General features: G+C 62.6%; 9 protein-coding genes. 3 read left to right on the top strand and 6 right to left on the bottom strand.

Going from position 1 to position 10696, the window contains the following annotated elements; translation table 11 throughout:
- Positions 1-239: 239 nt before the first annotated feature.
- Complete coding sequence (locus G7A66_RS07390) at positions 240-2726, bottom strand: DUF305 domain-containing protein (protein WP_174295053.1); 2487 nt, start codon at positions 2724-2726, stop codon at positions 240-242.
- Between the two features lie 107 nt (positions 2727-2833).
- Here G7A66_RS07390 and G7A66_RS07385 point away from each other — a divergent pair, with 107 nt between their 5' ends.
- On the top strand, positions 2834-3709 hold the full coding sequence (locus G7A66_RS07385; RefSeq protein ID WP_174295052.1) for an LOG family protein: 876 nt from the start codon (positions 2834-2836) through the stop codon (positions 3707-3709).
- On the opposite strand, the gene thiD is transcribed toward G7A66_RS07385, so the two are convergent.
- Positions 3691-4545, bottom strand: coding sequence for a bifunctional hydroxymethylpyrimidine kinase/phosphomethylpyrimidine kinase (gene thiD / locus G7A66_RS07380; protein ID WP_174295051.1), 855 nt, complete (start codon positions 4543-4545; stop codon positions 3691-3693). The two genes, G7A66_RS07385 and thiD, sit on opposite strands and share 19 nt — an antisense overlap.
- On the bottom strand, positions 4545-5882 hold the full coding sequence (glmM, locus tag G7A66_RS07375) for a phosphoglucosamine mutase (protein WP_174295050.1): 1338 nt from the start codon (positions 5880-5882) through the stop codon (positions 4545-4547). Before glmM ends, thiD begins: the two co-directional genes overlap by 1 nt.
- 135 nt (positions 5883-6017) lie before the next feature.
- Between glmM and G7A66_RS07370 the strand changes: the two genes are divergently transcribed.
- Together G7A66_RS07370 and G7A66_RS07365 are read left to right on the top strand one after the other, a co-directional pair.
- The gene (locus G7A66_RS07370) at positions 6018-7328 is read left to right on the top strand and encodes a dicarboxylate/amino acid:cation symporter (RefSeq protein ID WP_174295049.1); all 1311 of its coding nucleotides are present in this window, start codon (positions 6018-6020) and stop codon (positions 7326-7328) included.
- 98 nt (positions 7329-7426) lie between these two features.
- Positions 7427-8038 carry a superoxide dismutase gene (locus G7A66_RS07365; RefSeq protein ID WP_174295048.1) on the top strand — a complete coding sequence of 204 codons (612 nt, stop codon included), beginning with the start codon at positions 7427-7429 and terminating at the stop codon, positions 8036-8038.
- Between the two features lie 95 nt (positions 8039-8133).
- Here G7A66_RS07365 and G7A66_RS07360 read toward each other — a convergent pair whose 3' ends face one another.
- The 3 genes from G7A66_RS07360 to G7A66_RS14405 all read right to left on the bottom strand — a co-directional run bounded on the left by G7A66_RS07360 (position 8134) and on the right by G7A66_RS14405 (position 10329).
- A complete protein-coding gene (locus tag G7A66_RS07360) occupies positions 8134-9366 on the bottom strand; it encodes an AI-2E family transporter (RefSeq protein ID WP_232366722.1) in 1233 nt (410 codons plus the stop codon).
- Between the two features lie 109 nt (positions 9367-9475).
- Positions 9476-10084: a sigma-70 family RNA polymerase sigma factor gene (locus tag G7A66_RS07355; RefSeq protein WP_174295047.1), complete on the bottom strand. Its 609-nt coding sequence runs from the start codon at positions 10082-10084 to the stop codon at positions 9476-9478.
- Positions 10081-10329 carry a NepR family anti-sigma factor gene (locus G7A66_RS14405; protein WP_174295046.1) on the bottom strand — a complete coding sequence of 83 codons (249 nt, stop codon included), beginning with the start codon at positions 10327-10329 and terminating at the stop codon, positions 10081-10083. The genes G7A66_RS07355 and G7A66_RS14405 overlap by 4 nt, the downstream gene beginning before the upstream one ends.
- Between the last annotated feature and the right edge of the window lie 367 nt (positions 10330-10696).

Here is a 10696-nt window from a genome sequence, read left to right as displayed (position 1 = left end):
CGGCGGGTCGCCACCCGCTTCGACCGCAACATCAAGACCTTTATGGCCACAATCGCTATCGCAGCCATCGTCACCTGGTGGCTCTAATGAGTCCGGACCCTAATTCTTAGCGCAAATAGCTTGAAATGTTCGTCTCCGCGCTCTGCAGGCCGGAAACATCGTTAGCTTAAACCGGCACATTTCGAAATAGCCGTGAACAGGACCGCACTCGCCCGGGCGCGGCCCTTTCGTTCAGGCGTTCACAGCGTTGCAGCGATCTGGCGGAGCGTATCGGCCAGCGCCGCATTGCGGCTCCCGGTGCTCGGCAATGTACTGGCGGCGCTGATCAAATCTGCAGCTAGCCCTCCGTCACTCGCCCCTGAGCCCAAGCGGTTCTCTGCACGGTCGAGCATGCCGCGCAGCGCGGCAAGACGAGCGCCGCCCAATGAGCCGTTGCGCTCCATCTGGTCGAGATAGGCGCGCGCCACGATCGGGTTTGCTGGCCAGGAGACAGGGAATTGCTGTTGCGGGTTGAAGACGCCGCCCTGGTTCGCGAGCGCGGCGGCTGCGATTTCGGCTTCTGACAGGAATTCGCTGGGCTCAAGCGCCAGCACGTCCAGCCCGCGCGTGATTTCGGTTCCGTAGATCCGGCCGCCGTACCAATAGGCCGACCAATATCCGCCCAGCACCGCTTGTTCCGCGCTGATGGGACCGCGATCGAAATAGGCGATCTCGACCGGATTGGCACTGTCCGTGAAGTCGATGACGGAAATTCCGCCCTGATACCACGCCTGCAGGAAGATATCGCGGCCCGGAACCGGGATGATCGAACCATTATGCGCGACGCAGTTCTCGGTCTCCCCCTGGGGTGCCGGCAGCTTGTAGAGGCTGCGGAATTCCAGTTTGCCATCCACGATGTCGTAAATGGCATCGGCGCCCCAGTTCATCGGATCGCGGGCACGGCAACGCGGCCGCGATCCGCCGCCCCATTCGTCGGTGAACAGCACTTTTGTGCCATCGTTGTTGAATGTGGCGGAATGCCAATAGGCGAAGCCTTCGTCGACCACCTCGTCGATGCGCTTCGGCTTGCGGGGATCGGAAATGTCGAAGATGATTCCGTTGCCTGAACATGCGCCGGCAGCGATGTTGCGGGCAGGGTACACCGTGATGTCATGGCAGTGATCGGTGCGATTGGTTTCCTGCGTGTCCTCCCCGTGATCGCCGCCGCCCCAGAGCCCTGCCAGGCGGCCCGTCGCCTCGTCCGCAAAGACGGCCGGGCTGTCGATGATGCGCGCGTTGCCGGGATTGGCCAGCGGTATCTCCACGACATCGATGCGGAACAACGCCGTTCGCTCATCGCCGGGCACATTCCCGATGCAACCCGCCAGCTCTTCCTCGTCGCGAATGCTGCTGGTGCCGGACACGTAGACCAGCAAGCTTTCGCTGTCCTGCTGTACAACGGAATGGGTGTGCGAACCGCGGCAGGTCTGCACCTGTCCGACCTGCCGGGGGCGGCTCCGGTCGGAGATGTCGAAGATCCTGAGCCCGCGAAAGCGTTCGGCGCTGACATCTTCGGCTACGCCCTGCAGGCCGCAGTCGACCCGCCCCCGGGTCTGTTCGACCGACATGATCAGCAGATCGCCAACGATCGAAACGTCGCCTTGCCCGCCTGGGCAAACGACCGAACTGACAAGCGTGGGCAGCTTGTCGGAGCCAAGGTTGTAAATGTTGAAGCCGTGGTAATTTCCGGCGACCAGAATATCGCCGGAGAAAGCAAGGTCGGTATTGGCGAAATTGAGAAGGGGGGAACGCTCCGAAAACTCGGTCTTGCTCTCCTCTTCGACCCGCTCACCTTCGCTCCCCTCTGCCTCAGCTGTGTTTTCCGCTCCTTCCGCGGCCTTCTTCGGCAGCGAGAGACCTGCCGGATTTGCCGGATCGAAGAAGCCTTCGGGTTTTGGCAGGGCTGCGATCAGGCGCATGTTGCTGGCCGCTTCGCCTGCATCGCGGAAGCCTGCAGCCAGATTGGCGCGAGGATCGGAGGAAAGGCTGGCGAGCGCGGCGGTCATCCGCTCGATCTCGGTCGTCTGGTCGTTCGTGACATCGCTGGTGAATTCGAACAGGCGGGGGTCGTAGGCACTGCCGGGCTGTTTCAGCAGATCCTCCACCATATCGACCGCGCCTTCATGATGAGAGATCATGAGGGTGAGGAACTGGCGGTCGAAAACCGTTCCCTGTGCCGCGCGCAGCTGCGCCATCTGTTCGGGCGTCGCCATGCCGCTCATGCCGATGCCGGCCATCTCGGTGTGGCCCATGGCGGCATGGCCCGCAGCATCATGCCGCATGGCCGCGCCTTCTGCGGGAACGGCCACCCCGCGCTCACCCAGCCATTCGCGCATGAAGGCAAGTTCGTCTGCCTGAGATGCGGTGATCCTGCCGCCGAGTGCCACGATGTCCGGATTGTTGGTGCGTTCGCCGATCAGCGCCGCCATCTCCACCGCCTGCCGGTGGTGCAGGATCATGTTGCGCATGAAGGCGATGTCGGCGGGAGAATATCTGGTGTCGGCGAGGGCGATGGCCTGTGCGGGGGTCAGCGCGCGAACCGCTTGGCCCGGCGCGCCGGGTTGCACGATGGGTGCGGCACTCTGCGCCTGGACGGGTGCGGCCGCCAGCAGCGCGGCCAGGGCGCCGATGCTGGCGGTAAGACAGGCCAAGGCACGGTTGCGGGTCGAAAATCGGCGGATCGTCATTGGCTTGGCCCCTCTGAAAGTCATCTTTGCAGCCCTTGATGCCCGTATCGATCCGAATTGCCAATCCACTTGCCGCAGGGGGCTGCCATGCCTATCGCTCGCCAGCTATGACTGAAAAGAACCACGATCACGATCTGACCGACCGCCGCTTCTATCCGGCGGAGAAGGAAGCCGCCTTTTCCAAGGCCAATCCGCTGCACACGCCGCAGACGCAGCACCCCGCATACAAGCTGGCCTTTCAGGACAGGGACTTCCTGCTGCGCGAGGAACTGCGCCCGGTGCGGTTCCAGCTGGAACTGCTGAAACCGGAAATGCTGCTGGACGAAGCGGGGGTAGGGTCCACGCTTGTGATGTACGGTTCCGCCCGCATTCCATCGCCCGAAATGGCTGAAACCGCGCTGGCCAACGCGCCGGAAGACAAGAAGAAGATCGTCGAGCGGCTGGTCGCCAAGAGCAAATATTATACCGAGGCACACAGACTGGCGAAACTCGTTAGCCAGAAGAGCATCATCGAGGATGGCAAGCGCCAGTTCGTCATCACGTCCGGCGGTGGCCCGTCGATCATGGAGGCTGCCAATCGCGGCGCCTCCGAGGCAGGTGCCGAAAGCATCGGCCTCAACATCGTGTTGCCGCACGAACAGGCTCCGAATGCCTATGTCACGCCCTATCTGTCGTTCCAGTTTCACTATTTCGCGCTTCGCAAGATGCACTTCCTGCTTCGCGCCAAGGCGGTGGCGGTGTTCCCCGGCGGCTTCGGCACGTTCGATGAATTCTTCGAGCTTCTGACACTCATCCAGACCGGCAAGATGAAGCCGATGCCTATCCTGCTGTTCGGCAAGGAGTTCTGGAACAGGGTCATAGATTTCGAAGCGCTGGCAGACGAGGGCACGATCAACCACGAGGATCTCGACCTGTTCCACTGGTGTGAAACGGCCGAAGATGCCTGGGATCACATCGCCGAATTCTACGAGTTGAAGCCCTGACCCGCTGACGGGCCGGTGCGCACCGCCTGGTGCCCCATCGGCCCGTTTCCGGCGCCGAAGCCGGGAGCGTTCTCCAGGGCCGCAAGCGTAAATTGCCGGGCCAGCCGCACGGCATGATCCAGCCGCTGACCATGCCCCAGCAGGACCGCGATGGCGCTGGAAAGCGTGCAGCCGGTTCCATGCGTATGCCGCGTGTCGATGCGGTGGTGATCGAAGGAGCGGACCGAACCGACCGGCGCAACCAGACGGTCGATAACCCGGTCGCCTGACGCTGCGTCGCCGCTGTGACCACCCTTTGCAAGGACATGGCAGTCGTGCCGCTTCGCCAGCAGTGCCGCGGCTTCATAGATGCTTTCCGCACTGTCCACCGGCTGCCCGATCAGAGCGGCGAGCTCTGGCAGATTGGGCGTGACCAGCGTGCAGAGCTCCATCAGCCGGGCAAACCCTTCGATGGTCTCCGCATCGGCAAGTGCGGCGCCGCTGGTGGCGACCATCACCGGGTCGAAGATGATGGCGCCGGACCAGCTTTCCAGTCGGTTCGCCACGGCAGCGGCCACCTCATGCGAGCCGAGCATCCCGATCTTGATCGCATCGGCCCCGATGTCGTCGAGGCAGCTATTGATTTGCTGCGTCACGAACTCGGCCGAAAGCATCTCGACGCCTTGCACCCCGATGCTGTTCTGCGCCGTGACGGCTGTAATCGCCGTCATGGCATAGCCGCCGAGCATCGTGACCGTCTTGATGTCAGCCTGAATGCCTGCTCCGCCAGAGGAATCCGAGCCGGCAATTACCAGGACGCGCGGCGGCCGCGAAGGTTTGACCGCCTCCCGCGCCATCAGCAGGCGCTCCGAACCGCATCGCAGATCGAATGCACGACCTTTTTCACGAGATCGGCGTCATCGCCTTCCGCCATCACCCTGATCAGCGGTTCGGTGCCGGATTTGCGGATCACGATGCGGCCGCTGTCGCCCAACTCGCGCTCGCCTGCCGTGATGGCATCCTTCACTGCCTGCGACGTCAGCGGGTCGCCGTCTTCGTAGCGGACATTCTCCAGCAATTGCGGGACGGGATCGAACAGATGCAGCATTTCGCTAGCCGGTCGGCCCGATTTCACCAAAGCTGCAAGAACCTGCAATGCGGCCACGGTGCCGTCGCCGGTAGTGGCATGATCGAGCAGGATCATGTGCCCGGATTGTTCGCCGCCGACATTGTAACCGCCGGCCTTCATCGCCTCCAGCACATAGCGGTCCCCGACCTTGGTGCGGATCAGAGACAGGCCCCTGGCGTCGAGAAAACGCTCGAGACCCAGATTGGACATGATCGTCGCCACCACGCCGCCGCCCCGCAAGCGGCCCTGCGCCGCCCACTGGCTGCCGATCAGCGCCATGATCTGGTCGCCATCGACCGCCTTGCCCTTTTCATCGACGACGATCAGCCGGTCGGCATCGCCGTCCAGCGCGATGCCGATGTCCGCACCTTCCGCAACGACGCGCGCCTTCAGTGCGTCGAGCGATGTCGAACCCACGCCATCGTTGATGTTGCGGCCATTCGGCTCGACACCCAGCGTGATGACCTTCGCGCCCAGTTCCCAGATCGCGGAGGGCGTCGCTTCATAGGCAGCGCCATGCGCGCAATCGATCACGATGGTCAGGTCGTCGAGCCGCACGTCGTCGGGCAGAGATTGTTTTACTGCATGAATATAGCGGCCGCGAGCATCGTCGATCCTGCGCGCGCGACCGATGTCGGCGGCATCTGCCAGTTCGAGGTCGGAGGCGAGCAGAGCCTCGATTTTGGCCTCGTCCTCGTCCGACAGCTTGAACCCGTCGGGGCCGAACAGCTTGATGCCATTGTCCTCGAAAGGATTGTGACTGGCCGAGATCATCACGCCCAGATCCGCGCGCATCTCCCGCGTCAGCATGGCGATGGCAGGTGTGGGGAGGGGGCCGGTCATGACCACATCCATGCCGACGCTGGTGAAGCCGGCGACCAGCGCGCTTTCCATCATATAGCCCGAAAGCCGCGTATCCTTGCCGATCACCACCCGGTGCCGGTGATCGCCGCGCAGGAAATGCCGCCCCGCCGCCTGTCCCACGCGCATTGCGGTGGCGGCGGTCATCACGCCCTTGTTGGTGCGGCCCCTGATACCGTCGGTGCCGAAGAATTGCCGTGTCATACCATGCCTTTTCTTGTCGGCCCGAACGCAGGCCGTGAATTGCAATGCGCTTCTGGCGCGTTACAGGCCGCATTGGAAGACCCGTGCTTCAGGCGGGCTGCAGGCTAAGCCGCATTGGGGCGAACCGGGGGCAGCATGGCGGAATTGATGAGCGACGATGTGACCGGCGCGCCGGAGAGCGGCGGCGGAGACATGGTGGCAATCAAGCTGCCGGTCTGGTGGACCTTCGGCGGGCTGATCATGGGCCTTCTTGTCGGAGCGATCCTGGCGGAGCGACCAGTGATGGATACGCTTCTGCAGATCGCCGACCCCATGGGCGCGCTCTGGCTACGCGCTTTGCAGATGACCATCATTCCGCTGGTCGCGGCCCTGTTGGTGATCGGGATCGCCCGCATGGCCGAGGCGGCGACCGCAGGACGCACAGCCCGCCGGATGCTCGGTTTCATCTTCGTGATTCTGCTGCTGAGCGGGACTGCCACCGCCCTGGCCATGCCTGCGCTGCTGGCCCTGTTCCCCATACCCGCATCGGCCAGTGCCCTGATGGCCGGAGGAGAACTGCAGGAGGTCCCCGGCGTCGCAGATTTCATCTCCTCGCTCATCGCGCCCAATCTGATCGCGGCCGCAGCGGAAACCAACATGCTGCCGCTCACGATCTTTTTCGCGCTATTCGCCATTGCGGTTTCGCGGCTGGCAGCGCAGGACAAGGCGACGCTGCTGGGCTTCTTCCATGCGCTTGCGAACGCGATGCTGACCATCATCGGCTGGGTGCTCTGGGTTGCCCCGGTGGGCGTGTTCGCGCTGGCGCTGGGGGTCGCGGCGCAGAGCGGGGGCGGGACTTTCACCGCATTGGCGCATTACATCCTGACCGTCTCGGCCATGGGTGTCATCGTGATGGTGGCAGGCTATGCGCTGGCGGTAATTGCCGGCGGGCGCAACCTGTTCTCCTTCGCCCGTGCGCTGCTGCCTGCGCAGGCGGTGGCAATCTCGACGCAAAGCTCGCTCGCCAGCCTGCCTGCCATGCTGGACAGTGCGCGCCGGTTGCGGGTTACGCCTGCAGTCGCGGATTTCGCTCTGCCGCTGTCGGTGGCTATTTTTCGCGCCACCAGTCCGGCGATGAACATGGCGGTGGCAATCTATGTGGCCACCCTCGCAGGCGTGGAACTGACGCCCGCGCTGCTGGTGGCAGGCGTGGCAGTCGCCTTCGTCATCAGCATCGGGTCGGTCAGCCTGCCGGGTTCGATCAGCTTCGTCATCTCCATCGGCCCAATTGCCATCGCCATGGGCGTTCCGGTCGAACCGCTTGCCTTGCTGGTCGCGGTCGAGATGCTGCCCGACATCATGCGGACGCTGGGCAATGTCACCATGGATGTCGCAGTGACCGTGGCGACCGATGGGCCGGAAAAGACGGAGACAGCTGACCCCGCCACCCTCGCGGCTCATGGATGAACGGTTCTTCAGAAAAAGGCTGAACCGGCTGCAACGATAGACAGGCTGGCGCGTTTGTCCCATGAACCCGAAAATCCATAGACCAAGGAAATCCAACCATGGCTTTTGCAGTTACCCCGCTTCCCTATGACAAAGACGCGCTGTCCCCGGCAATTTCGGCCGAGACGCTGTCGTACCATCACGGCAAGCACCACCAGGCCTATATCGACAAGACGAACAAGGCGATCGAGGGCACGGAACTCGCCGATCAACCGCTTGAAAAGGTAATCGCTTCCGCTCGCAAGACCGACCAGGGCCTGTTCAACAATGCGGCGCAAAGCTGGAACCATGGTTTCTACTGGAATTCCCTCGCGTCTGAAAGCGGCCACCCCACCGATGAATTGAAGAGCATGATCGACAGCGCCTTCGGTTCGCTCGACGATCTGAAAGCCAAGCTGAAGGAACGCGGTGCCGGCCATTTCGCCAGCGGCTGGGTCTGGCTTGCGGAAAAAGGCGGCAAGCTCACGATCGAGGAAACGCATGATGGCGATACTTTGGCCGATCTGGACGCCAACCCGCTGCTCGTAATCGACCTGTGGGAGCACGCCTATTATCTCGACCACCAGAACAAGCGTCCGGAATATCTGGACGAGGTCGTCGAGAACAAGCTGAACTGGGGTTTTGCTGCGGACAATCTGCAGCGCGGAACGACCTGGGTATATCCAGCCTGATCCGGCCTTCACCGGAATAATGGAAAGGCCTGCCCTGCATTTGAGCAGGTCGGGCCTTTTTTCTGCTGACCAGACCGACCGGCTTCAAAGCCGGTTCAGCTATTCTCCAATTCGATGGGCGAGGATGGAAACAAGGGTTCACCGAACATGAACCCGATGAGGTTCGGTCGGCCGACATGGTCGATCAGCGCCGTCAGCATCAGCAGGAGCGGAACCGACAGGAGCGCGCCTACAACCCCCCATATCCAGGAGAAATAGCTGAGGGCAATCAGGATCATGACCGGGTTCATGGTGAAACGCGCGCCCAATATGGAAGGCGTAACCAGATTGCCCTCCACCGCGTGCAATGCCAGATAGGCCCCTGCAGGCACGAGCCCCAGCAATATGGTATCCGCCGTGCCGATGCCGAACAGGCCGAGCAGGGCCACCATCACCAAGGGCCCGATATAGGGCAGGAAGTTCAGGATTGCGGCCAGACCTCCCCACATGATCGGGGCTTCCACACCGAGCGCCCATGCGCCCGCCGCGACAACGACCCCGACCCCGACGTTGATGATCGAGACGGTCAGAATATAGGCCGCGACCCTGTCCTGCACCTCGCGCACTACGCGCGCCGCCTTGATCGAACTGCCGAAATCGGACCGGCCCAGCAGCAGGTGCCGCCGCAGACGAACGCGCGCCTCGATCATGAAGAACGCCATCAGGAAAGTGAGCAGAACCTCGAGCACGACGGTCGGTGTCGCGAAGGCGACCTGCTCCATCATCGTCGGCGTCGCCAGCACCACCTCGCGACCGCTCTCGTCGCCGAGCGCGCGTGTCAGTTGCTCGTTGATCTGCGCCAGCCAGGCAAATTCCTGCCGCAGTTCCCCGTAACGCAGCACTATGCGGTCGATCATCGCGGGAAGGCTGTCGAACAGGTCGGCAGCAGGTTGCAGCACCGTGCCCAGAGCGACGATGACAAACGCCAGGAACAGCAACAGAGCGAGAAACGAGGCCAGCACATTCGGCAAGCCCAGGGCCGCGATGCGGTCGGCCAGCGGTGAGAGCAGGATGGTGAGGATGATGGCAGTGGCCAGCGGCAGGAATACGACCGAACCGATGGAAAGAACGAAAGGCAGCGCCAGAAACAGGCCGAGCCCCAGGATCACCACGAGCGCCGAGATGAGGCGAATTTCCTGCGCCGCCATTCTTCCGCGCGAATCGGTCTGCGGTTCCTCCGCAGGAGCTGAGGGATGCTGCAAGGGGGTGGTGCGCTCTACCGCGCCTTTGGCAGCGGCATCGCCCGGATCAGGAGCGAATATATCCTTCTCGGTCAGCCTGTCGGCCATGATCTGTCACCGATCAGTCGGCAGGGTCGCGGCAGGCGCCCACGGCTTGGCATCCCAGCACTCGCACCCCTGCACCGATCGTTCGAGAGAGGCGAGTGCGGCGCGCAACTCAGGCGTTTCCAGCCATGCCGTTACCAGCCGCCACATCGTCGAGTTCTTCCAGAATGGCACGATGCGCGGTGTCGTCATCGATGGAGCGCTTCGGAATATCACCATCGGCCAGCATTCCGGTCAACGCAGCGCGTGCGCGTCCGACCCGGCTCTTGATCGTACCGACGGCGCAGCCGCAGATATTTGCCGCTTCTTCGTAGGAAAAACCGCCCGCACCAACCAGCAGCAAGGCTTCGCGGCGCTCGGGCGGGAGTGTCAGCAACGCGCGATGCATGTCCGAAAGGTGGATCGGCTCTTCCTGTCCTGCAGGTGCCGTCAGAATGCGTTCGGCAACATTCTCGTCATATTCACCGCGAAAGCGGTTGCGCCGCATGTCGGTGAGATAGGCGTTGCGCAGGATGACGAACGTCCAGGCGCGCATCGATGTGCCGGGCTCGAACCGCTTCTGTGCCGCCCAGGCCTTGAGCATCGTCTCCTGCACCAAATCGTCGGCCATGTCGGGGCGGCCGCAAAGGCCCCGGGCGAAAGCGCGCAAATGCGGCACCACTTCGGTCAGCTCGCGCTTGAACTCTGCCTTTTCGGAAGGCGTCCGTTCCGTATCGCTCATTTGCTGTCGTCATTCAGCTGCGCAAGAAGATCCTTGAAACTGTCGGGTATCGGTTCATCGATAACGGAATCATAAAGCTGGCGCAGACCATTCGCCCACTCGGGCGCCGACTTCGCACCTGCGCCCGCGACGTCCTTCGTGGCACCCGATGCCGGCTTTGCCCCGGGCACGCCTACGCGGCGAACATTGCCTGTTTTCTCGTCTTCCCGCCCGGCCGGACCGGCCGCGGTGTTTTCAGAACTCATAAGAATTTTGAACCGCCCTATCTGTCAATGCAACCGCTTCCCGCCTTGCGGCACCTGCGAATGAGCAGACTTGTCGCATCGGGAGAAACATACCAAACAATCCCTGTCGGGATGGAACGTATGTCAGATTGTATGGTTCCCAACATTAACGGCACCGACGCCACATGCAATGACACCTTGAGCCGACAGGATTATTTTGACCAGTTTCGTCACGCCGAATGTCCCGAAATTGCAAGAGGAGAGAGCTCCGGCCGCCAGAATCAAGGGCAAGGCCGCAGCCACCGGGCGCGGGCGCAGAGGGCGCAGGTGGCTCATCGAATATCCGCGCGCCGTTCCAGTCGCCATTTTCCTGCTCATCGCGTCGATT

Origin of the sequence: Alteripontixanthobacter muriae, from assembly GCF_013336795.1 — a bacterium.
Lineage (GTDB): Bacteria > Pseudomonadota > Alphaproteobacteria > Sphingomonadales > Sphingomonadaceae > Pseudopontixanthobacter > Pseudopontixanthobacter muriae.
The sequence above is the reverse complement of the archived record's forward strand: the minus strand, read 5'-3'. Positions and strand labels throughout refer to the sequence as shown.

Bases quoted from the DNA above. Each gene is read 5' to 3' on its own strand.
- G7A66_RS07390 (WP_174295053.1), bottom strand. From the start codon at position 2,726: ATGACGATCCGCCGATTTTCGACCCGCAACCGTGCCTTGGCCTGTCTT.
- G7A66_RS07360 (WP_232366722.1), bottom strand. From the start codon at position 9,366: ATGGCCGACAGGCTGACCGAGAAGGATATATTCGCTCCTGATCCGGGC.
- G7A66_RS07355 (WP_174295047.1), bottom strand. From the start codon at position 10,084: ATGAGCGATACGGAACGGACGCCTTCCGAAAAGGCAGAGTTCAAGCGC.
- G7A66_RS07365 (WP_174295048.1), top strand. From the start codon at position 7,427: ATGGCTTTTGCAGTTACCCCGCTTCCCTATGACAAAGACGCGCTGTCC.
- glmM (WP_174295050.1), bottom strand. From the start codon at position 5,882: ATGACACGGCAATTCTTCGGCACCGACGGTATCAGGGGCCGCACCAAC.
- thiD (WP_174295051.1), bottom strand. From the start codon at position 4,545: ATGGCGCGGGAGGCGGTCAAACCTTCGCGGCCGCCGCGCGTCCTGGTA.
- G7A66_RS14405 (WP_174295046.1), bottom strand. From the start codon at position 10,329: ATGAGTTCTGAAAACACCGCGGCCGGTCCGGCCGGGCGGGAAGACGAG.
- G7A66_RS07385 (WP_174295052.1), top strand. From the start codon at position 2,834: ATGACTGAAAAGAACCACGATCACGATCTGACCGACCGCCGCTTCTAT.
- G7A66_RS07370 (WP_174295049.1), top strand. From the start codon at position 6,018: ATGGCGGAATTGATGAGCGACGATGTGACCGGCGCGCCGGAGAGCGGC.